This is a genomic window from Rhizobium sp. R634 (assembly GCF_002211305.1).
GTDB lineage: Bacteria > Pseudomonadota > Alphaproteobacteria > Rhizobiales > Rhizobiaceae > Rhizobium.
Genome location: NZ_LOKW01000027.1, coordinates 123,988 through 146,814 on the forward strand (window position 1 = coordinate 123,988; position 22,827 = coordinate 146,814).

Annotated in this window: 19 protein-coding genes; 7 read left to right on the plus strand and 12 right to left on the minus strand. The window is 61.6% G+C overall.

Features of this window, described 5'->3' with window-relative positions:
* Window positions 1-134 precede the first annotated feature (134 nt).
* Window positions 135-1,847: an adenylate/guanylate cyclase domain-containing protein gene (locus ATY77_RS28130; protein WP_088689779.1), complete on the plus strand. Its 1,713-nt coding sequence runs from the start codon at window positions 135-137 to the stop codon at window positions 1,845-1,847.
* Window positions 1,847-2,725 carry an FkbM family methyltransferase gene (locus ATY77_RS28135; RefSeq protein WP_088689780.1) on the plus strand — a complete coding sequence of 293 codons (879 nt, stop codon included), beginning with the start codon at window positions 1,847-1,849 and terminating at the stop codon, window positions 2,723-2,725. Before ATY77_RS28130 ends, ATY77_RS28135 begins: the two co-directional genes overlap by 1 nt.
* A 76-nt stretch (window positions 2,726-2,801) precedes the next feature.
* Here ATY77_RS28135 and ATY77_RS28140 read toward each other — a convergent pair whose 3' ends face one another.
* Window positions 2,802-3,923: a hypothetical protein gene (locus tag ATY77_RS28140; protein WP_088689781.1), complete on the minus strand. Its 1,122-nt coding sequence runs from the start codon at window positions 3,921-3,923 to the stop codon at window positions 2,802-2,804.
* A gap of 374 nt (window positions 3,924-4,297) precedes the next feature.
* Here ATY77_RS28140 and ATY77_RS28145 point away from each other — a divergent pair, with 374 nt between their 5' ends.
* On the plus strand, window positions 4,298-6,208 hold the full coding sequence (locus ATY77_RS28145; RefSeq protein WP_088689782.1) for an adenylate/guanylate cyclase domain-containing protein: 1,911 nt from the start codon (window positions 4,298-4,300) through the stop codon (window positions 6,206-6,208).
* A gap of 206 nt (window positions 6,209-6,414) precedes the next feature.
* Here ATY77_RS28145 and ATY77_RS28150 read toward each other — a convergent pair whose 3' ends face one another.
* From ATY77_RS28150 to ATY77_RS28185, 8 genes are all read right to left on the minus strand, one after another.
* The gene (locus ATY77_RS28150) at window positions 6,415-7,314 is read right to left on the minus strand and encodes an RDD family protein (protein WP_088689783.1); all 900 of its coding nucleotides are present in this window, start codon (window positions 7,312-7,314) and stop codon (window positions 6,415-6,417) included.
* Window positions 7,311-8,387, minus strand: a complete 1,077-nt coding sequence (locus tag ATY77_RS28155; protein WP_088689784.1) for a stage II sporulation protein M — start codon at window positions 8,385-8,387, stop codon at window positions 7,311-7,313. Before ATY77_RS28155 ends, ATY77_RS28150 begins: the two co-directional genes overlap by 4 nt.
* Window positions 8,387-9,706, minus strand: a complete 1,320-nt coding sequence (locus tag ATY77_RS28160) for a DUF58 domain-containing protein (protein WP_088689785.1) — start codon at window positions 9,704-9,706, stop codon at window positions 8,387-8,389. Before ATY77_RS28160 ends, ATY77_RS28155 begins: the two co-directional genes overlap by 1 nt.
* A complete protein-coding gene (locus ATY77_RS28165) occupies window positions 9,707-10,663 on the minus strand; it encodes a MoxR family ATPase (protein WP_088676256.1) in 957 nt (318 codons plus the stop codon). It lies immediately after the preceding gene.
* Window positions 10,650-11,924, minus strand: coding sequence for a hypothetical protein (locus ATY77_RS28170; RefSeq protein WP_088689786.1), 1,275 nt, complete (start codon window positions 11,922-11,924; stop codon window positions 10,650-10,652). The genes ATY77_RS28165 and ATY77_RS28170 overlap by 14 nt, the downstream gene beginning before the upstream one ends.
* The gene (locus tag ATY77_RS28175; RefSeq protein WP_088689787.1) at window positions 11,917-12,660 is read right to left on the minus strand and encodes a hypothetical protein; all 744 of its coding nucleotides are present in this window, start codon (window positions 12,658-12,660) and stop codon (window positions 11,917-11,919) included. Before ATY77_RS28175 ends, ATY77_RS28170 begins: the two co-directional genes overlap by 8 nt.
* Window positions 12,661-12,663: 3 nt before the next feature.
* Window positions 12,664-13,095: a DUF805 domain-containing protein gene (locus tag ATY77_RS28180; RefSeq protein ID WP_088689980.1), complete on the minus strand. Its 432-nt coding sequence runs from the start codon at window positions 13,093-13,095 to the stop codon at window positions 12,664-12,666.
* 246 nt (window positions 13,096-13,341) lie between these two features.
* Entirely contained in the window at window positions 13,342-13,821 is a 480-nt protein-coding gene (locus ATY77_RS28185) for a class I SAM-dependent methyltransferase (RefSeq protein WP_088689788.1), read from the minus strand.
* Between the two features lie 122 nt (window positions 13,822-13,943).
* Here ATY77_RS28185 and ATY77_RS28190 point away from each other — a divergent pair, with 122 nt between their 5' ends.
* Entirely contained in the window at window positions 13,944-15,113 is a 1,170-nt protein-coding gene (locus ATY77_RS28190; protein ID WP_088689789.1) for a DUF3095 domain-containing protein, read from the plus strand.
* A 35-nt stretch (window positions 15,114-15,148) separates the two neighbouring features.
* Here ATY77_RS28190 and ATY77_RS28195 read toward each other — a convergent pair whose 3' ends face one another.
* The 3 genes from ATY77_RS28195 to ATY77_RS28205 all read right to left on the minus strand — a co-directional run bounded on the left by ATY77_RS28195 (window position 15,149) and on the right by ATY77_RS28205 (window position 17,092).
* On the minus strand, window positions 15,149-15,421 hold the full coding sequence (locus ATY77_RS28195) for a Txe/YoeB family addiction module toxin (RefSeq protein ID WP_088689790.1): 273 nt from the start codon (window positions 15,419-15,421) through the stop codon (window positions 15,149-15,151).
* A gap of 1 nt (window position 15,422) precedes the next feature.
* Entirely contained in the window at window positions 15,423-15,674 is a 252-nt protein-coding gene (locus ATY77_RS28200) for a type II toxin-antitoxin system prevent-host-death family antitoxin (protein WP_088689791.1), read from the minus strand.
* Between the two features lie 80 nt (window positions 15,675-15,754).
* A complete protein-coding gene (locus tag ATY77_RS28205) occupies window positions 15,755-17,092 on the minus strand; it encodes a nucleotide sugar dehydrogenase (protein WP_088689792.1) in 1,338 nt (445 codons plus the stop codon).
* 441 nt (window positions 17,093-17,533) lie between these two features.
* On the opposite strand from ATY77_RS28205, the gene ATY77_RS28210 reads away from it, so the two are divergent.
* From ATY77_RS28210 to ATY77_RS28220, 3 genes are all read left to right on the plus strand, one after another.
* Window positions 17,534-18,877 carry an adenylate/guanylate cyclase domain-containing protein gene (locus ATY77_RS28210; RefSeq protein WP_088689793.1) on the plus strand — a complete coding sequence of 448 codons (1,344 nt, stop codon included), beginning with the start codon at window positions 17,534-17,536 and terminating at the stop codon, window positions 18,875-18,877.
* A gap of 153 nt (window positions 18,878-19,030) precedes the next feature.
* Window positions 19,031-20,920: an ABC transporter ATP-binding protein gene (locus ATY77_RS28215; protein ID WP_088689794.1), complete on the plus strand. Its 1,890-nt coding sequence runs from the start codon at window positions 19,031-19,033 to the stop codon at window positions 20,918-20,920.
* Window positions 20,920-22,827: an ABC transporter substrate-binding protein gene (locus tag ATY77_RS28220; protein ID WP_088689795.1), complete on the plus strand. Its 1,908-nt coding sequence runs from the start codon at window positions 20,920-20,922 to the stop codon at window positions 22,825-22,827. The genes ATY77_RS28215 and ATY77_RS28220 overlap by 1 nt, the downstream gene beginning before the upstream one ends.

Sequence of the window (22,827 nt, forward strand, 5' to 3'; positions counted from 1 at the left end):
GCCGAAAAATTCCGTTATTGCCGCCTTCTCTAAAAGTTGCGCATAAACATATGAAATGTGATCGCGACCGAAGCAATTCCGCCTCGTTCCCAATCTCTATGGCCACTCAACTGACACGACAAGAATGGGAATGAATGACGACGGTCTCGGCCACAGGGATTTTTTCGGAACGCGCGATCAGAAGGGCAAGGCTCGGTTCCGGCCTCGTCATCTTCATCTTCGTCCTGTTGCATTTGTCGAACCATGCGCTGGGGCTGATTTCGCTTAACGCCGCCGACAAGGCCCGTGGCCTTTTTCTCGCCATATGGCGCAATCCCGTCGGGACGGCGGTATTCTATTCCTCGATCCTGATCCACATGACCCTGGTGCTGCGCGCCATCTACATGCGCCGCAGCCTCGTCATGCCCAAGGGGGAAACAGCCCAGATCGCGCTCGGCCTGCTGATCCCGCTGCTTCTCATCGATCATGTCATCGGCACGCGCGTCGCCCATGAACTCTACGGTTATATCGACGACTACGAGACGATCGTCAGCATGCAGTGGATCAGGTCGCCGTCGACAGGCATGCGGCAGGCGCTCGCCGTGCTTGCGGTATGGACCCACGGCTGCATCGGCATCCATTTCTGGCTCCGCTATCGGCCATGGTACATCAACCTGACGCCGCTGCTGCTGGCGCTGGCAATCCTCGTGCCGGTGCTTTCGCTCCTCGGCTTCGTGCAGATGGGCCGCACGCTCGCCGACCCTTCCTATCAGCTGACGATCAATCCCTACGAGCAGAGCGTCAACGCCCATTATGTCTCCGATCCGGAGGTTCGCGGCCAGATCGCCACGGTCCGCGCCGGGCTCTACGGCGCCTTCTCGGCCTCACTGCTCCTCGTCGTTGCCGCCCGCGCGCGGCGCCGGATCAAGGAGCGGCTCGATCAGGTGGCCGTGCATTATCCGGGCGGCGAGGTCATTCGCGTGCCGCGCGGCTTCACGGTACTGGAAGCCAGCCGCCTCGGCGGGTTGCCGCATTATTCCGTCTGTGGCGGCAAGGGCCAATGCTCCACCTGCCGGGTGCAGATCCTCGGCGACTACGAAAATCTGCCGCCTCCCGACAAGATGGAACAGACGACGCTGAAGCGCATCAAGGCCGGCCCGGATGTCCGGCTCGCCTGCCAACTTCGCCCGAACGCCGACATTACGGTCGCACCGCTTCTCGTGCCGGCGGTCGAACCGACGCTTCCCCCCAACAGCCAGGAAACCAGCCCGGGCCGCGAGCGAGACATCGCCGTGCTTTTCGTCGATATTCGTCATTTCACCACGCTGACGGAAACGCGCCTGCCCTTCGACGTCGTCTTCCTGCTCAACCGCTATTTCGCCATTATCGGCAAGGCGGTGGAACAGGCGGGCGGGCGGCTCGACAAGTTCATCGGCGATGGCGCTATGGCGCTCTTCGGCCTCAACACTGCACCGGACGAAGCCTGCCGCCAGGCGCTGAGCGCAGCGGCGGCGATCGTCGCGGGGATCGACAAGCTCGCCGCAGAACTTGCCGACGAGCTGACGCTGCCGCTGCGCATCGCCATCGGCATCCACACCGGCCCCGCCGTGGTCGGCACGATGGGATATGGCCGGGTGCGCAGCATGACGGCGATCGGCGATACCGTGAACGTCGCCAGCCGGCTCGAGACCGCCGCCAAGGAGTTCGAAGCGGCGGTCGTCATCTCCGAGCCTGTGGCCAACCTTTCCGGGGCCGATCTCGCCGGCATAGAAAGCCGTGAAATCAGCGTGCGCGGCCGTGCCCTGCCCTTGAAAGTCTATGTCATTCCGAGAGAGAAAGCGGCAGAACCGCTCGAAGGAAAAGACTAATGCCCGGCAAGCCGTGGCTCACCGCCAAATATTGGAGCCGCCGCCTGCGCAAAGCGCGCAACGCCGCGGCCTCACGTTTTTTCAATACCCGTTTCGGCCGCCGCCTGCTGATCGAGAATATCGGCCCGCGCGTGGTATCGATGACGGTCGATGCCGGCGACCATCTGATGACCTTCTCGCCCTCGGATTATATCGGCCGCAAGGTCTTCCGGAAGGGCCATTTCGAACGCGATGCCGTCGACCGGCTGATCGTCATCCTGCGTGAGCGCGGCCTGCTCAGGAAGGAAACGGCGCTGCTCGAGATCGGCGGCAATATCGGCACCCAAACCGTCTATTTTGCGCTGAGCGGCGCCTATGCCCAAATCGTCAGCATCGAGCCCGACCCGCGCAATTTCCCGCTGCTTGCCCACAACATCCGCCAGAACCGGCTGGAAGAGAAAGTCCGTCTCGTCAATTGCGCCGCCGGTGAGAGCGAAGGCGAGATCGATTTTTTCTTGAACCTCAACAATCATGGCAAGAGCAGCGCCATCCGCCAGAGCCCGACGGACAAAAAGATCAGCGTGCCGGTAAAGCCGGTATCCGGGATCCTGTCCGGCCTTTCGATCGATCCGGCCGCAATCGGCTTGGTCTGGATGGACATCGAAGGCTACGAACCGGTCGCCTGCCGGTCGATGCAGCCGCTGCTTGCCCGCCGGGTGCCGCTCTATATGGAATTCACGCCGCTCTTCTATGGTCCCGAGGGTACGAAAGCTTTCATCTCGATGCTGTCCGGCTTCTACGAAGATTGCCTCGTCCTCTTCGAGGATCGCGAAGTGGAAATGAAGGTTCGCGATCTGCCAGGCGAATTCGATCAGTATAACGTGCTGTTTTTGCCGTAAATATTCGCGAATGCTCGCGATATTGCTTTCACGCGACGTTCTCCAGCCACGCTGTTTCGAGGCGACCTACCCGTCCTTAAGCGGCCTCCGGGGAAACCCAATCATAACTCCTGTTCGCCGCATTCTGCACCAAAGCGATGGCGACCGGCGGGAAGAGGAAGCTCCAGAGCGCGAGCCAAGCAATCGAAATCAGGCGCCCTTGACCGCTCTCACGGCCGCGATCGTTGAGGAGATCGCCGAGCGTCATCAGCAGAATCGGCAGACCGAGCGGCACGAGGATCGCGATCAGCATGGCGGTAAGCGGTGTCAGCAGGCGCTGCGAGGGTGCGGACCCCGCAAGCTCGCCATGGATGCGATAGCACCAGTAGGCAAGGTAGATGAAGGCGGCGATCGCGACGACGAGCACCAGCAGGGCGAAAATCAGCGTGATCTCGAAATAGCCGCTCGCCTCCATATCACCGCCCTGAAAACCGTAGATGAGGCTGAGAAGAATGATCAGCGCCAGCGGCGTGGTCAGGATCGCGGCAACCATGAGCGGCGATCGCTTTTGCGGCGTGAGCGGCCTGTGGCGCTGGCGCGGCATATCATCGAAAGACAGGCGCCGCGCCGGCAGCAGCAGGATGACGGCAATCACCAGGCAGGCGAGGAAACCGAGGATCACAGGCAGCCCGCCTTGATCGCCTTGATAGAGCCAGGAGGTGCCGATGGGCGCGAAGGCCGCGGTCAGGATTGTTGCCGACATCAGCGTCAGCGCGCAGCCGAAGTCGACCTTGCCGGGCCGTCCCCCGACCAGAAATATGGCAATCGCAAGGGGAAACACGGCCCGGACCGTGCCGAATGACAATCCGAACAGAAACAGAAAGACCGGCGAGGCCCAGAGCGACGGCGCTGCCACGACACTGACGGCGACAAGAGCACAGACGACAAGCGGCACGATCAGCGCCGGCCGGCCCTGGCGGCTGGCAACGACGAAGGCGAGGAAGGCGCCGATGATCCAGCCGGCATTGGAGCCGAGATAGAAGATCGCAATAGTCTGATGGCTGCTCCCGGTCTCCCGCGAGATCAGCGGAAGGACCGTGTTGAGCCCCTCTCCGCCGAGCCCCGCCAGCAGCGAGGCAAGAAACAGGGCCCAATAACGATAAGTGTCGAGGAAATCGGCCAGCGTCCATGCCGCCTTGGGCTGAGAAGTATTTTGCATCAATAAAACGGCTCCATCCAAAATCATCCCTCGCCGCCTCAACGGCGAACCGATGAAATACCGGCTATGGCGCAAATAGAAAGGCTCCGGGAATTTTCGAGAGGCTTGGAGGCTATTCAATCGCGGGCTCTTCGTTCGCGCCCCAACAACCGGCCTGACGAAGTGGAGGCCTGCGAGGAGATGGAGCCACTGACGGGCAATTTTCGCAGCTGCCATGAAGCTATCCGCGACGGCCGGAGTGCTGACATCAACGCCTTGTGCAAGCCTCAAAAAAGCAGTTAGCTGATATCGTTGGGGACGTTCATTTCGCACGGCTGGATGAGCATTGGGACGATAGGTGCGCTGAGACGTGTCCGCATTTCGAGGGGAATCCCGTGCGCTGGTCCAAACCGCTCAGAGTGCATCTCGGCGTCCTGGTCGTCGCGTCGCTGATTTGCACGTCGATGCCGATCATCTGGATGGCATTCCAGCAGGGAAGCACCGCTGCGGTGAACGCCGGCGCGCAGCAGATGCGCGAGATGAGCCTGCGGCTGGTCGAGGGGTACCGCAATACGCTGCGGGGCGGCACCGAGGCGATGTCGCTGGCATCGACCCTGCCGCAGCTGATTTCCCCGCCGTCTCAGGATATCAAGGCAAAACAGGAACTCTTTCTGGAGGTTCTGCGAAACGTTCCCGAGGCGACGAGCGTCTACACCGGCTATCCCGATGGCTCCTATCTGCAGGTCATCAACACCGCGAGGAAGGATGTCCGGCAGGCATTGGCGGCGCCTGATGGCGCAGCCTTCGCGGTCAGAACGATCGCGGAGAGACAAAGCACAGATGTCCTATCGACACTTCGTTTTCTCGACAGCCAGGCAAGATCGATCGGCGAGCGCGACATCGATTATGCATCCTTCGATCCGCGCCAGCGTCCCTGGTACCAATCCGTCGTCCAGGACGGCGTGCCGGTTTCCGTCGGGCCCTATGTAACGGGAACGCTCAATGTTCCCACGCTGACGATCGCGGCGCCGATGAAGGATGACGGCCGGGTGGTTATCGGCATCAACATTCATCTGCAGACGATCGGCCGCCTGCTGAATGCGCAGGCGATTTCTCCCCATGCCCGAGCCTACATCATCGATGGCGGCGGCCATCTCGTCGCTCATTCCAATGCTCAAATCATGAGCAGGATCATCGGATTGTGGGCGAGAACATCAGGCGCCTTCGCCGCGACGGCAAACAGTTTCGACAGGAGCCTCGAAGCCGTGGCTAGGCTGAGGAGAGATCCCACCTTCGCAAGCGGCGGTCTGGCGCGGCTCGATCTCGATGGCGAAAGCCATCTGGTGCAAATCGCCCCCGTCAGCGTCTCCGGCCTGTTTCAGGGGAGTACAGCCGCAATCGTCGTGCCGCTCGAGGACCTGGTGGAGGAGGCCAATCGGCTGCTCGTGCGCAATCTCTTGATTGCCGGTGCCCTGTTGATCGCGGGGGTCGGCGCATCGGTGGTGCTGTCCCGCATGGTCAGCCGCTCTCTCTACCGGCTCTCCGACGAAGCGCGCCGGATCGGCGATCTCGATCTCGGCGAGAAGGCCCTGTCGCATTCCTGGATAACGGAGATCAACACGCTGGCGACCGCGCTCTCGGCAAGCCGCCACGCCATCGGCCAGTTCGCCCTCTACGTTCCGCGTGAAGTGGTGCGGCGCATCGTCAGCCCTGAAGGGCGAGCGGTCGTCAAGGCCAAACGGCAGGATGTGACGGTGCTCTTCACCGACATCCGGGACTTCACCACCATATCCGAGCAGAATTCGCCCGAAGACGTGGTCGATACGCTGTCGGCCTATTTCGAACTGCTGAACACCATCGCCGAGCGCAATGGCGGGACGGTCGTGCAATATCTCGGCGATTCCATTTTCGTCATGTGGAACGCCCCCGTTCCCGATGCCAGACACGCCGAAAACGGCTGCCGCTGCGCGCTCGCCATGAAAGCGGCAATCGACGGCCTGAACGACGAGAACAGAGCGAACGGCCGTCCCTCGCTCATCACGCGCTTCGGCCTCCACACCGGCCCCGCCGTCGTCGGCAGTTTCGGCGCGATTTCGCGGCAGCAATACACAGCCATGGGCGATACGATCAACGTCGCCTCACGGCTGGAGGGATTGAACAAGGAATTCGCTACGTCGATCTTGGTCAGCGCGGCCATTCACGATGCCGTTGGGGACCGTTTCGCGTTTCGGCCGCTCGGCCTGGCGCAGGTGAAGGGGCGCGCTGAGAAGGTGGATATATGGGAGCTGATTGGGGAGAATGGTTAGCCGTCTACGCACTGACGGGTCCGCGCGCCCTCCCCTCATCTCTGTGCTTGTCACAGAGATCCAGCCTCCCAAGTCCTTGGTCAGTAGAAACTCTTTTCTTTTCTGTTACGAGAGGTGAATCATTCACCGCGCCGACGCGCGGCGGCTGGTTTCCTGTGACGGGCACAGGAATGAGGAAGTTTGCTTGGCGGGCAATTCACCCCACCTCAAACAAGCTTTTTCGCCTCCGTCCGCGTATGCTCGTGATACTTGTTCTCACGCAGCGTCCCGAACAGCTTCAGGCTTTCCAGATGCTCGCGCTGGGCGCGGTAGAACTCGTTGAGGAAAGTGAGTTCCTGGCCGGGCTTGACAGTATCCTCATAGCGGATCCTGCGGGTGATGGTTCGGACGATCTGGACGATCTCTTTGGTGTTGGACGTCTTCGTGGCGTCGCGGAGCACGTCCTCCAGGGTCTGGAGTTCATATTTGCCGTAGATATCGAGATGTTCCGGCAGGAATTCGAAGGCCGACTGCGATGACGCGGCGGCGGGGACGGACAGAGCGAGGTCGGAGAGGAGCACCGAGCGCGGATTGTCGACGACAAGGGTGCCGGCGATGATGTCGCCGAGCCTTTGCCGGCGGCGATTGGTAAAGGGCACGACCACGACCACCAGAAGCCAGAGGCTGGTCAGACCGTTTTCCCAGGCAGACTGGGTGCCGACCGAGGCCAGCAGTCCCATGGGGGCAAAGATCTCCACCTCCTTCATGAGGTTGCGTGCGGTCACCTGATGCGGCGTGAGCCGCCGTCCATCCATGTTGATGACGCGGATGCCGGTTATTCTTTTTCCCAGCGTGCGTCCGTTCCAGATCAGCTCCGAAAGGACATAATAAGGAACCCCCACCAGATAGCCCAGCAGCACCGTCAGCATCGCCTCCGCGCTTGCAGGCAGCAGGCCGGTGTACAGGATCAAAAAAGCAATGATGCCAACGATGAGAACGGTGAAGATCATGTCGAGGAATTGCGCGCCGAAACGGGTTCCGAGCGAGGCAATGGCGAAATCGATCGGCACGCCCTCCGGCGGAATGAACTGCTCGACGCGCTTGCCGTCTTTGTCCGTTCGATTCATCGCGCCACCTCACGCGAAGCTTTGCCCTGGCGGCCTCCAAGCAGCAGCCAGCCGACCCAAAAGAGGCCCATCCCCCAGCCGATGGCGAGGCGCCAGGCCGGGTCCTGTATCAGCTGGCGCAGGAATCCTTCGATGAAGGCTGCGACGACGAGCATCAATGCCGCAAGCAGCGCGAGTTTCACGGCGTCATGCGCCTGGTGGCGCAAGGCCTCCTTGCGTGTTCGCGCGCCGGGCAAGAGAACGGCAAGGCCCAGTCTCGCGCCGCCCGAACAGGCAATGGCGATGGCCGCAAGCTCGGTCACGCCGTGGATCGAGAGCCAGGCGAAAACGTCATAACCAAGCCCCTTGCGCGCAAACATCGCGAAAAACGCGCCGAGGATCAGCCCATTGTAGAAGGTCAGCATGAAGCTCGGCACCGACACGAAGATGCCGAGCGTGAAGATGAGGATGACGATGGTGGTGTTGTGGGAAAACAGAAAGGCCGAAAATGCGGCGAGCCTGTCGCTGTCATGCCCTTCATCGCCGTAGATCGTGGAGCGCAGATAATCGGCCGATGCATCGGGCGTGCGCTGATCGGCGAGCTCCGGCGGCACGAAGGTATAGAACCAGCTCGGGTCGCTTACGCACAGCTTATACCCTGCGAGCGCGCCCAGAATGAGCGCCAGGAAGCCGATGAAGAGAGGCAGGGCCGAGCGGCGCACGGCCTGCGGAATACCCCGCAGCAGCAGGCGGGCGGTCAGGCCGCCGAGGCTCTCCTGTGGGGCATAGACGACGAGATAGGCCCGGGCGCAAAGGCTTTCCAGATAGGCGATGAGGGCGCGGTCGAGAGAAATGTCGCGCGCCACGCTCAGCGAGTTCATCGCCTGCCTGTAGCCGGCCGCGAGATTGCGAACCTCGTCATAGCCGAGCGCGGCCGCGCCGCCCTTCTCGGCGCGCGTCACGAGTTGGTCCAACTGACGCCAGTGCGCCTCGCGCTCCAGCCGGAAACGGGCCGAGCGGAGCGTATCGTTCTGGACGGCGCCGACATTCACCGTCGCGCCCGTATCTATCCTGCCGTCGATACCGATATCCATCATATCATCTCACGGGACTTGATTTCGATATAGCGCGCAATGAGATCCGACGTCAGCGCCTCCGGGGTGCTGTCGAGGCAGAGTACGCCCATGCGCGCCAGCTTTTCCATGACCGCGCGCCTCTCGTTCAAAACCTGGCGCGCTGCAACCGAGCGGGCGACGGCATCGAGCGTCGTCTCCTCCGGTTCGATGAACTTCGTCAGCATCGGATCACGCAGGGCAACATAGACGACGAAATGATGCCGGGCGAGCACCTGTATGTTCTCGATCATCAGCTCCGCCGTGATGGTGTCGACGAAATCGGAGAATATCACAATGAGCGAACGGCGCTTCAGGCGTCCGGACAGATGGGTCAGCCCCAGCGTGTGGTTGGTTTCCTGGGTTTCGTAGCGTAGCTTGGCGCACACCGTCTGCAACCGCGGAAAGGCCGCGCGCCCAGGCAGGGCCGGCACGAAAAGACGGGGGCGGCTATCGAAGCTGTAGAAGCCGACGAGATCTCCGGCAAGGCCCGCGCCCCAACACATGGCAAGTGCGGCATTGATGGCGCGATCGAGCTTGGTGAAACCGGCGAGCTGCTCGGCCATCAGCCGCCCGGAATCCACGCATAGGATGATCTGGTGGTTTCGCTCGGCTCTCATTTCGCGCACGACGAGGCTGCGCATGCGCGCCGACCGCTTCCAATCGATGCTGCGCGGGTCCATGCCGCTCGTAAATTCCCGCAGCTGATGGAACTCCGATCCCTCGCCACGCAAGCGCAAATCCTTCTGGCCGGCCTCCAGCGGCAGGATCTGGGTCTTGATCGCTCCTGAAAGCACGGGCGATATATCAGGCTGAACGGCGATTTCCTTACCGACCGGCATGCGCGCAATCAATTCGAGCAGCTTCAATCGCGACGGCCACTTCAGCCACAGCTCGTTGACCGCAAACTGTCCGCGCCGTTTCAGATGCAGGTCCAGAGAGACCTTGAGAAGTTTCTCTCCCGCGTCCGGTGCCGGCTTCAGCCATCTGGTTTCGCCGATGACCAGTTCGGGCGCGAGATCGACCCGGATCTCGATTTTCTGGGGCAGCGCGCCCTTCTGCGGCCGGATGCCGGCGGTGAATGCGGTGGTATGGCCGACGAAACCTTGCGGCGGCAGATCGACATTGACCGCCATCCGGCCGGAGAGGTTCGATAGGACCAGATCGGCGACCGTTAACATTGCAAGGGCAAGCCATACGAGCAGCAGCGGGAAGGTCATGTCGCGCCACCAGACGCTGGCGAAGACCGTCACCGCGGCACAGATCAGAACGAGCGCGATCAGATATGGGGATGGCCGCATTTAACGGGGCGCATCCACGCGGTTCTTGATGTTGCGCAGCACTTCGTCCGGCGTGCGGCCATCGATTTCCGCCGAAGGCGAGAGCACGATGCGGTGACGCAATGCCGGGACCAGCAGAGCCTGAACATCATCCGGCAAGCCGTAATCGCGCCCCTCGAACGCCGCGCGCACGCGCACGGCCGAGGCGAGGGCGTCGGCTGCGCGAGTGGATGCGCCGTAAAGAATATCGGGATCGGAACGCGTGGCGCGCACGAGATCGACGACATAGGTCAGGATCGTCTTGTCGAGATGGATGGAATCGATCAGCGCTCGCCCGGCGGCGAGTGCCTCGCTCGTAACAAGCGGACGGATGCCGGCATTGCGCACATCCGATTTCAGCGCCTGGTCCGCATGTCGGGAGAGGATTGCGATTTCCGTGTCTCGGTCGGGAAAATCGACGATAAGCTTGAAGAGAAAGCGGTCGAGCTGCGCTTCCGGCAGAGGGTACGTGCCCTGCTGCTCGATCGGGTTTTGCGTGGCGAGCACGAAGAAATCCGGTCCGAGCGAATAATCGGTTCCGTCGATCGTGATCATCCGCTCGTTCATCGCCTGTAGAAGGGCGGATTGCGTTTTCGGCGGAGCGCGGTTGATCTCGTCGGCCAGAAGAATGTCGGTAAAGACCGGCCCCTTGGTCAGGTGGAACTGATTGGTCTGGAAATTGAAGAGATTGACGCCCAGGACATCGCCTGGCATCAGGTCGGGCGTGAACTGGATGCGCCGGTATTGCAGCGCCATCGCGGCGGAAACGGAGCGGGCGAGCAAGGTCTTGGCCGTGCCGGGAGGGCCTTCGACGAGGCAGTGCCCGCCGGCAAAGATCGAGATCAGGACGAGATCGATGATCGCATCCTGCCCCTGCACCGCTTTGCCGATTTCACCGCGAACAGCAGCGATAAGATTGCGAAATTCACCTAGATCCAAGGTCCATGCTCCCCAGCGATTTTCTGAATGTCTCGAGATTGCGATGCAGGTTTGCCCGCGTCATCAGATGCCCGCGTTCGATCAGCGCCTGCGCCGACGTATGCAATGCCCGCGCCGCCGCCTGATCGCGGCGCGCCAGGCGCTGAAACAGCCGATCTATGCCTGCCTGATTTCCGGCCCCCGGGCCAAAGAGCAGTTGCGCCTTGTCGGCAAGAAGATGGAGAACGAACTGCTCGGTCATCCGCCCGTCATTGCCGGACAGGCGCAGCAGACGCGCCGTCGCCTCGATCGCTGTTGTTTTCGACATTTCGGTGTTTGCGGCTGCCTCCGGCAAAGCCGGCCCGAAGCGATAGGCGCCGCGCCAGAAGCAGATCGCCGCCACGGCGAGCAGCGTTCCCCAGATCAGCGATAGGGGATAGGCGAAAAATCGTTTGAGATCGGAGGCGGAGCGCTCATAGGTGCGACCCTCGTCGATCCGCTCCTCGTCATCCAGGGGCCGCCCGGCCGTATCCAGATAGACCGGCCGTGTCTCGGCCGCTCCACGCAGCACAGTGACGAGCGACACGGCGAAGGAGGCATTGTCGGCCAAGGCCAGGCCGTGATTGTTCAAGAGATCCGGATCAGACAGCAGGTAGACGTTGGGATTGTCCTCGCAACGCGCGAGCAGCGCACCCAACGGCATGCCGACGATCTCCTCGCAGCCCTCCGGCATGCTCGAGCGCTCGAAGGCCTGGGCGTGATAGAGGGCGATCTTGATCGGCTGGCCTGGTTTCAGGTCCAGCTGCGCCTCTTCGAAACCCGTCTCGCTGCGGGCGAAGCCGAAATCCGAATAACCGATCTTTTCCAGCTCGCGGCCGATATCGACGAGATCGACCAGTCCCGATTTGCTGGCGACACCATCCGTCGACACGTTGCCGCGCCATTTCGGCAAAATGATCAGCGTCGGCAGATCGTATCGGCTTGCCTCTTCGATGAGGTTTTCCGGGCCTACATTACCCAGTTCCTCGTCCGTCTGCGGCGCGGCCGTCTCGCCTTGGCGTATCGACAGGGGAAGGATGCGCAGCGAGACTTCCGAATGCGCCTGGCTGACATGAGGGTCGGATCGGAGGACTGGTATGCCCTTGGCTTGCAGCCATAGTTCCAATCCCTTGTTGCCGAGAGGAGAGCGGTCGTAATCGCTGCCTCTGGACAGCGCAAAGATTGCCAGCGCCGCCAGCGCGAGCAGCAGTCCCAGAAACAGAAGCGGGGTAGAGTTACGCATGGGCGGCCAGTCTGCCTGTCGAGAGCAAGCCGCGCGCGGTCTTGAGAAGGACGCCGAAATGGTTGTCCGCAAAGCTGCGGCCGCCATAATGCACGAGTTCCACCGCTGTCAGCAGGTTTTCGAGGCGATCGCGGTCAGGCAAGTTTGCCGGCAGGCGGGCGAAAACGGCCCGTTCCGTATCCGAGCGGAAAAGGCGCGTTCCCGTGATATCCGCCGCGTGAAGCAGGCAATGCCTGAGCAGCAGCACGAGCGCCTGCTTTCGATCCGCCATGGCGGCAATGCGTTCCAGGAAATCGCTCGTCCCTTCCGCAGCCTCAGCTGCCGACGTGCGCCAGCTTTCCGGCGCTTCTCCCCGCCGTTTGATCTCGCGCGGGGCCGATGACAGCAGCACGCCGCCATTGCCGAAACGCAGCCACAGCACGATGGCCACGATGAGACCGAAAAACACGACGACCACGGCCAAAGGACCGCTGATGACCGGCTCTCGCGGGATCGCCAGCGGCCTGCGCTGGGGTGGTGACGACGTCGTGTTCGATGCCGGTTCGGTCTTTTCAGAGGCGTCGCCATAGACGAGCCTGCACCGCAGGCCATTCTGCAAGCACTGCGAGGCATATTCGGCCCCGGCGGCGCTCCTTTGACGATCGCCGCCTTCGACCTGCTGCGCTTGCGCAGGCGAAAATTGCGCCAAAGCGGCCAGAAATAGCGCCGCCAGCAGGCCGACGTTGCGAATGGTCATGCTCTAGGCAAAGACCTCTGCTCTAACTTCCGGACGCAGCGGATCCCCGCCGAACTTGTTCGGACCCCGCGTGCCCGGAAGTACATCGATCACGAAAATCGCAATAAGCGAAATGAAAATAGCAAAAGGAATGATCCACGCGACGATAAGTCCGAGATACCACCAACCGGAAATGTTGCGATCATGAAAGCGGCGAACCTGAAGGGCTATCTGTGGCAGAATGAATGCGAGTGAAATCAATCCTCCGATGATCGAGAAAGGGTTGGACATTGACGAAGCGCTGTTCGGCGTCAGCAACAAGCTCAAAATCCAAAGTGCGACCCCTATCCCCCAACTGAACAACTGAAACCACCAATATTCCGAGCGAGATGCCCTGCCGGAGAAGGTGACGTATTTCTGCGTTAGAACCGTCCGAACAGCTTCAGTAAACCCCATACCCATGCCCCATCTATGCTTGCTGCAAGCGCGCCGACGACTCACCATCGTCTTGCCACGACAGTCGTGCCGGATAGAAAACAGCTACAATTTAAGCGCAAAAATTGCAATAAGCGGTTATCGAAGCTCAGAATTTAGAGCTGCTTATTAGTTAAGGCGTTCGTCATTACGCCCTTACGTGCGTTCGAGGTTATAATGCGTCCGGACGGCCAAAACGACCGACGTGGAAAACGCCTGGACTATTGCTCATTTCCTCCGATAGAGAAAATACCGCCCTTCCTTGATCCCTTCAGGCAGCGGCAATGCCACCAGCTCGGCATGCTCCAGCGGCAAGCCGCTGACAGCGATGCCGTTGTGGGCGAGCACGCCGGCCATCAGTTGCGGCAGCCAGGTCAGCGTCACGGCATCGATTTCGTCATGCCCCGTGCCGATATCGGCATGGGCGAGTGCAGCGCCGATGCCGAGGAAGGCCTGGCCGGATTCGCGGATATTGCCGGTCACCATGTCTTCCGGCGCCGGTGTCGAGGCCGAATAGGAGCGGACTTCCCAGTCGAAGGCGACGATGCGCCGGCCGGGAAATTTCTCGCGCAGGTGGTCGTAGGTGCGGCCGTTGCCGAGGCCGAACTCCAAAACCGGGCCTTCGATGTCTTCGACCAGATCGATAATCGCATTCAGAATATCGCGTTGAGCCGTCAACCGGCGAATGAAGCTGTCGAGGCGGCTCATCTATTCCGTATCCGTCATGAAAATACTCTGTGGTGCTTACACATGAAACCTTGCCAAGTCGATTGCCGTAAATGGGAATTGGCGTTGCAGTGGCAACATGGGTCTGTGCTAAGCTGAACGACATGACAACTATGACCGACGAAGATTTCTTTGCCGCCATGCCGCTCTTCAGCGCGTTCGAGGGCGTGACCGATGCTGCCAACTACAGGCCGCTTCCGGATGGATGGGTGCTGGCGCTCGCCGACATCGTCGGCTCGACGCAGGCGATCGCTGGCGGCCGCTACAAGGACGTCAACATGGCGGGCGCCAGCGTCATCTCGGCGGTATTGAATTCCGTCGGCAAGCGCGACTATCCCTTCGTCTTCGGCGGCGACGGCGCGCTGATCGCACTGCCTGGTTCGCTGGAGAAGACGGCGCGCGAGGCGCTCGCCGCCGTACAGGTCTGGGTCGAGGAGGATCTGGGCCTGACGTTGCGCATCGCCATCGTTCCCGTGGCAGATACCCGTGCGCAGGGTCTCGACGTCCGCGTCGCGCGTTATTCCGCAAGTCCCCACGTAACCTATGCGATGTTCTGGGGCGGCGGCACGAGCTGGGCCGAAAGACAGATGAAGCTCGGCCATTACGGCGTCGAGCGCGCGGCACCCGGAACGCGGCCCGATCTGACCGGGCTTTCCTGTCGCTGGAGCCCGATCGAGGCGCGCAACGGTGAGATCGTCTCGATCATTGCCATACCCGGCGAAGGCCGGCCGGGACAGGAATTCCGCGATCTCGTCAACGGCATCGTCGCCATCACCACCGAGCAGAACCGCGACAGCCATCCCGTGCCGGCGGACGGGCCGGATCTTGCCTTCTCGCTGCACGGCATCAATCGTGAGGCCAAAGCCACTGCGCCGGCCGGCCGGCGGCTGCGGCAGAAATTCATCATCTTCCTGCAGCTCGCCATCACGGTGGTGTGCTTCAGGCTCGGCATCCCGCTCGGCCGCTTCGATGCGCGCCGCTACAAGGGTGACGTCGCCGGCAATTCCGATTTCCGCAAATTCGACGATGGGCTGAAAATGACCGTTGACGTCGACGCCGCACACCTCAAACGGATCGAGGCGCTGCTGGAAGAGGCGCGGGCGAAGGGCGTTGCCCGCTACGGCCTGCACCGGCAGTCCTCGGCGCTGATGACCTGCTTCGTGCCGACGCCGATTTCACGCGACCACATGCATTTCATCGACGGTGCAGCCGGCGGCTATGCCGTAGCCGCCAGCCGGATGACCGGCAAGTCGCTTTCGATAGCACCGCTGTAACATAGATCGTGGCGCCACCTGCAATGCGCGGAAGCTTATTTTTCATAATGAAATCGGCACTGGATGATTTCCAACTGCTGGCTGGAACCCTTGCCTGTTACACAATACACGAGCCGATGCTCTCCGAGGATGCGCCGCGACCAAAATCCGGATAGATCGCCCTTCAGCGGCTCTGGCTTGCCAAGACCTTGAAAGGGCGACCTCTTTGCATCCCTCAGCAGTTCATTGATTTTCTCGACCATCTTCCGGTCGGTTTTCTGCCAGTATTCGTATTCTTCCCAGGAATTTTGGGTCCATAGCAGCTTCATGTCAGCGAGTTGGATCGCTCTCTATCACCCGGCCCTCGCGAAGCTGTCCAATACTCTCGCGCAGTCGGGCAGAATTCGCAGGCGTCGAGAGCAGGTGCAGCGTTTCTTGCATACTCTCGTACTCGCTTTCGGCAATTAAGACCATTGCTTCAGAACCTTGACGGGTTACGAGCAGAGGAGCCCGAGAAGACAGGACCTGATCAAAATAGGTAGCGATGTTCTGCCGGAACTCCGTCAAACGAACATGTGCCATCAAGCATCCTTTCCCAACTATCGAATGTACGGATATATGTACATATTTCTTGAAAAGTCAAAAACGCGGTCGCCTTTCGACTACGCCTTGATGATATGATCGGCCGAGAGGCCGAGCCGGTTGAAAACGTTGCGCGTGTCGATGATGAGCGAAGCACTTTTCGAAAGCGCTGCATAATCGACCTTATCATGGTCGGTTGCGACCAGCACCGCATCATAGCCGCCTATGGCCTCCGGCGTCAGCGCCACCGATCTGCGACCCTTCAAGGCCTGGTGTTCGCGCGTCGGCGGGATCTCGGCGACGAAGGGATCGTGATAATCCGCCCGGCCGCCGCGTTCCTCGATGATCTCGATCAGCCGCAGCGACGGGCTTTCTCTTATATCGGCGACGTTCTTCTTATAGGCGAGCCCGAGCACCAGCACCTGGCTACGGCTCAGGGCCTTGCCGGCGCGAATGTCGAGCGCTTCGGCGAGTTTGCCGACGACATAACGCGGCATCGCCGAATTGATCTCGCCGGCGAGCTCGATAAAGCGGGTCGGCAGCTCGTATTCGCGCGATTTCCAGGTGAGGTAGAAAGGATCGATCGGGATGCAGTGGCCGCCGAGGCCGGGGCCGGGATAGAAGGGCATATAGCCGAAAGGCTTGGTCTTGGCCGCGTCGATCACTTCCCAGACGTCGATGCCCATGGCCGCATAGACGGTCTTCAGCTCGTTGACGAGGGCGATATTGACCGAACGGAAGATGTTTTCGGTCAGCTTCACCGCCTCGGCCGTCGCATTCGAGGAGACCGGGACGACGGTCGAGACCGCAGCACCGTAAAAAGCCTTCATCAGCGCCAGCGCCTGCGCACCGTCGCCGGCGACGACCTTCGGGATCGTGGCGGTGTGATAGTGCTGATTGCCTGGATCCTCGCGCTCGGGCGAGAAGCCGACGAAGAAGTCCGAGCCGGATTTCAGGCCGGTGGCTTCGAGAATGACCTTGACCACGTCATCGGTCGTGCCCGGGTAAGTGGTCGATTCCAATGCGATGAGCTGACCGGGGCGCAGATGCGCGGCGATCGAACGCGACGTCGCTTCGACGAAGGAGAGGTCGGGATCGCGATGTTTGGTGAGCGGCGTCGGCACGCAGATGATGATGACGTCGCAGGCGGCAAGACCGGCGAAATCAGTGGTCGCCTGGAAGCGGCCCGCATCGATCTCGGCGGTAAGCGCCTCATTGCTGACAGCATCGATATAGGAGCGGCGGGCATCGAGAGCCACCATCTTGGAAGGGTCGATGTCGAAGCCGGTCACTGCAAAACCGCTGCGCGCCACAGCCATCGCCAGCGGCAGGCCGACATAGCCGAGCCCGATGATGCCGGCGCGCGCCGCGCGGGTTTCGATCTTCTGCAAAAGCGTATCGAAGGTGGAGGTGGCCAAGGCGGGATCTTTCAAATGGGACATTCAGGAGCTGATCTAATGCATGATCGCGGTGAATTAAACCCGGGGTCCTCTTCTCCCTGGCGGCATACCGCCGGTTGGCGACGAAGCCCCCTCTTCTAATCCGTTAGCCGGGTGTGGCGAAAATGCCCCGGCGTCGTGCTTTGCTGCAACTTTAAAGCACAAAAAAATCCGGCTCCCATTGTTTCGCATCTGCAGCATCCCTATTTTGACTTTTGATAATAAACCGCCATGAAAGGACTGCCCGTCCGATCTCCGACCGGGGAGCTGAGGGGTGCCGCTGCCGGGCTTCCGGCAGATCGTTGACACAATAATACCGCTCGTACATCCTGATTTCCTTATGCCCTGCGCATGAAAATGTGCCGGCAGAGGAATTTTTGGTTCTTGGGGATGGCGTGCTTTATGAGGATCATACCGAGAATGAGCACGATCGAATCCAGCGTGTCCTCCATCCTGTTGGACCGGGTCGCCGAATGGCTGACGAACTCTTCGCTGGCAGGTGACGACCTCGAAAACATCGTGCGCGGTTTCTGCGAGAGAATTGCTGCGGCGGGTCTGCCGATCGCGCGCGTCCATCTCAGTTTTTCAATGCTTCACCCGCTCTACGATGCCTTGAGCTTCACCTGGCGGCGCGCCAGCGGCGTCACCATCGAAGGCTTCCGCATGCCCGCCGGCCAGAAGCCGGATCGTTTCCTGCAGAGCCCCTATTATTATCTGCTCGACAACAACCTGCAGCACATTCGCCGCCGGCTGATGCAGGAAGGGCCGAATGAATTCCCGATCTTCGAGGACCTGCGCAAGGACGCCATCACCGACTACCTCGCCTTCGTGCAGCCTTTCGGCGACGGTTCGGTGCAGGGCATGATGGGCTCCTGGTCGACGGACCACCACAACGGCTTTTCCGACGACATGATCGACGCGTTGCTGCGGATGCAGGACCATCTGGCGGTCGCGGCCAAAATGGCCGTGCTCGGCAAGCTCGCCAACAACATGCTGACCACCTATCTCGGCGGCGACGCCGGCAAGCGGGTGCTGAACGGCCAGATCCGCCGCGGCGACGGCGAGACGATCCGCGCGGCCCTGGTCATGGGCGACATGCGCGAATCCACCATGTATGCCGAAAAGGAAGGCAGGCAGGCCTATATCGACACGCTGAACCAGTTCTTCGACGCGATTGCCGCCCCCTTCAACCGCAATGGCGGCGAGATCCTGAGCTTCCTCGGCGACGGCTTCCTCGCCGTCTATCCCTGCGGGCGCCATAAGGACCCTTCCAAGATCGCCTGCGAAGCGGCTCTTTCGGCCGTCCATCAGGCGCAGGCGCGGGTCGCCGAGCTCAACAGGGACCGCGAGCAGAAAGCCCTCTCCAGGATCGGCTACGGCATCGGGCTGCATGTCGGCAACGTCATGTTCGGCAATGTCGGGCTCAAGGACCGCCTGACCTTCTCCGCCTTCGGCTCGGCGGTCAACGAGGTCCAGCGCCTGCAGATCCTGACCAAGAAATACGGCCGCGAAGTCGTCGCCAGTCAGGCCTTCGCCGGCTATTGCGGCGGCGAATGGACAACGCTCGGCGAGGAAAAGCTCCGCGGCATCCGCCAGAAGGTGACGGTGCTGCAGCCGCGCGCGCCGGCCCCCGAGATCAGCGCCGACGAGAGCTTCCGCGAGGCCGGACAGAATGGACTTTCCGAAGCGGAGCAGGTCATTCTCCTGCATCGCGACGCCAAGAAACAGGTCGGCCGTACAACTATGGAGAAGTTCATCCAGTAAAAGCTGCAACCCCTGCCAAATGAGCGCGCTCTGCCCCGGGAACTTCGGCGGAACGGGGCGGTTTCCCCTGCGATTGTCATCAACTAGACACCCCGTTTGCGGTACGATAGTGTGCCTTAACGGGAACATAGAAGACTGGGGAATTTCATTGGTATGGCGTCTGCTGCCGATCTGTTGCGTATTGAGAACCTCGACGTCTCCTTCTCGGTTTTCGGCGACCGGCTCCGTGTCGTAAAGGAAGCCAATCTCCGCATCCTTCCGGGCAAGGTTACCGCTCTCGTCGGCGAATCCGGCTCCGGCAAATCGGTGATCAGCCAGGCCGTCATGGGCATCCTGCCCAATCCGGCCAAGGCCTCCGGCCGCATTCTCTTCACCGACCCGCTCGACGGCAGCGCGACCGATATCCTGTCGCTGCCGCGCGACAGCGAAGAGATGCGCGATCTGCGCGGCCGGCGCATGGCGACGATCTTCCAGGAGCCGATGACCTCGCTCTCGCCGCTGCATACGGTCGGCAACCAGATCAGCGAAGCGCTGCTGATCCATACGGAGGTCGACAAGGAAGAAGCGCGCAACAGGACCGAGGAGATGCTCGGCCTCGTCGGTTTCTCCAATCCGCACCGTACCTACGACATGTATCCGTTCGAACTGTCGGGCGGCATGCGCCAGCGCGCGATGATCGCCATGGCGCTGATCTGCAAGCCGGCGCTGCTGATCGCGGACGAGCCGACGACGGCGCTCGACGTGACGATCCAGGCGCAGATCCTGGAACTGCTGCGCGACCTGCAGGCCAAGCTCGGCATGGCGATGCTGCTCATCACCCACGATCTCGGCATCGTCGCCAACATGGCCGACGAGGTGGTCGTCATCTATCACGGCGAGATCATGGAAGCTGGGCCGGTCGACGCCATCTTCCGCAATCCGCAGCATCCCTATCTCAAGGCTCTGATGGCCGCCGTTCCGCATTTCGACATGAAGCCCGGCGAACGCCTGAAGGCGCTGCGCGACGTGCCGGTCAATCTCGAGACTCTCGTCGGCAAGAAGAAACCTGTCCAGGCCGAAGCGCCCGGCGTGCTGCTGTCCGTCGCCAATCTTTCCAAGACCTACAAGACGCGCAAGCGCAGTTTCCTCGGCAGGCAGGAAGCCACCGTCGTGCACGCGGTCGACGATGTCAGCTTCGACATCCGCCGCGGCGAATGCCTCGGGCTCGTCGGCGAGTCCGGCTGCGGCAAGACGACGCTCAGCAAGATCCTGATGCGCGCCGTCACGCCGGATACCGGCGCGGTGGTGTTCAACGACGGCAAGGATGTGATCGACGTCCTCTCCGTCAAGGGTGCGGAACTCCAGGACATGCGCACCAAGATCCAGATGGTCTTCCAGGATCCGGTGTCATCGCTTTCGCCGCGCATGACGGTGCGCAACATCCTGAGCGAACCTCTCGAAATCCACGACCGCGGCGACAGCGACGAGCGCAAGCGCAAGGTCGAGGGACTGATGGGAGCGATCGGCCTCGACAAGCGTTATCTCAGCCGCTACCCGCACAGTTTCTCCGGTGGCCAGCGCCAGCGCATCGGCATCGCGCGCGCACTGGCGCTGGGTCCGAAGCTCGTCATTCTCGATGAGCCGGTCTCGGCCCTCGACGTCTCGGTGCAGGCGCAGATCCTCAACCTGCTGAAGGACCTGCAGAAAGAGCTGGGGCTCACCTATCTCTTCATTTCGCACAACCTCGCCGTGGTCGATTATATGGCCGACCGCATCGCTGTCATGTGCAAGGGCCGCATCGTCGAGATCGCGCCGCGCGAAATCATCCTGCGCGATCCGGTGCATCCCTATACGAAATCACTGCTCGCCGCCGTGCCCTTCCCCGATCTCGACCGGCCGCTCGATTTCAAGGCGCTCCGGGAAAACGGCGCCGCCGACAAGCAGAACTGGGGCAAGACCTTCACCGCCGAGCATGATGACGCCGCCGAACTCGCCTATGCCGACCTTGGCGACGGCCATCTGGTGCGCGCCCGCAAGGGCGCCGATATCAGGGAGTTGCGCTGATGGTGACGCGTCGCACTTTCCTAGGCGGCCTCGTCGGTGCGGCGATCGCGCCTGCCGTGCTTCGCGCCGAGCAGATCGGCGAGCCGGAATTCCTGAAGGAGCGGCTCGCCGCCGGCGGCCTGCCTCCGATGGCCGAGCGCATTCCGCTGCGCCCGCGTGTCGTCAACCTGGCGGAGATGGGACTTGCCCCCGGCACCTATGGCGGCACGGTGCGCACCATCATCGGCAGTCAGCGCGACATCCGCTTCATGACGATCTACGGCTATTCCCGCCTGATCGGCTATGACAAGCACCTGCAATTCCAGCCTGATATCCTCGCCGACTTCCGTTCCGAGGACGACACGGTCTTCACCTTCACGCTGCGCGAGGGCCATAAATGGTCCGACGGAGAACCGTTCACGGCCGACGATTTCCGTTACTGGTGGGAAGACGTCATCCTGAACGACAAGCTGACGCCGGGCGGCGGCGCGCTGGAGCTGCGCCCGCACGGCAACCTGCCGCGCTTCGAGATGCTCGATCCGCTGACCGTGCGCTATAGCTGGGAAAAGCCCAACCCGATGTTCCTGCCGAGCCTGGCAGGTCCGCAGCCGCTCGTCATCTTCGGACCGGGGCATTACCTCAAGCAGTTTCACAAGAAGTTCCAGCCGGACGAGGCGAAGATGGAACAGATGATGAAGACCTACCGCGTCAAGAAGTGGCAGGATCTGCACATCAAGATGGCGCGCTCCTACCGCCCCGAAAATCCGAACCTGCCGACACTGGATCCCTGGCGCAATACGACGGCGCTGCCGGCCGAGCAGTTCGTCTTCGAGCGCAATCCCTTCTTCCACCGCGTCGACGAGAACGGCAGGCAGCTTCCTTATCTCGACCGTTTCGTTCTCAACGTTTCTTCTTCGTCGATCATCGCCGCCAAGGCCGGTGCGGGAGAAGCCGACCTGCAGGCGACAGGCATCGATTTCAACGATTACACCTTCCTGAAGGAGGCGGAGAAGCGCTTCCCCGTCAAGGTCGACCTCTGGAAGCTCGCGCGCGGTTCGCGCATCACCCTGCTGCCGAACCTCAACTGCGCCGACGAGGTATGGCGTGGCCTGTTCCGCGACGTGCGCATGCGCCGCGCTTTGTCTCTGGCAATCGATCGGCACGAGATCAACATGGTCGCGTTCTATGGTCTCGGCACGCCGAGCGCCGATACCGTCCTGCCCGACAGCCCGCTCTTCAAGCAGGAATATGCCGACGCCTATGTGAAGTTCGATCAGGAGGAGGCCAACCGGCTGCTCGACGAGCTCGGCCTGACCAAGCGCGGCGATGACGGCATCCGTCTGCTGCCCGACGGGCGGCGCGCCGAGATCACCGTCGAAACCGCCGGCGAGAGCAATCTCGATACCGACGTGCTGGAGCTCGTGCATGACCACTGGGCCAATGTCGGCCTTGCGCTCTATACCCGGACCTCGCAGCGCGACGTCTTCCGCAACCGCGCCATGAGCGGCACGATCATGATGTCGATCTGGTATGGCCTCGACAACGGCGTGCCGACCGCCGACATGTCGCCCTCCGGGCTCGCGCCGACGCTCGACGATCAGCTGCAATGGCCGCTCTGGGGCATGCACTACCTCTCCGCGGGCCAGGAAGGCGCAGCACCCGATCTGCCGGAGGCGGCCGAGCTGGTCGATCTTCTCAAGCAATGGGGCTCTACCGCGAAATTCGAAGAGCGCCAGGTGATCTGGCACAAGATGCTGGCGCTCTATACGCAGCAGGTGTTCTCGATCGGCCTGATCAACAGCACGCTGCAGCCGATCCTTCGCGCCGCCAAGCTGCAGAACCTGCCGGCGAAAGCGCTCTACGGCTTCGATCCCACCTCCTATCTCGGCGTCTACATGCCGGATGCATTCTGGTACAAGGAGGCCTGA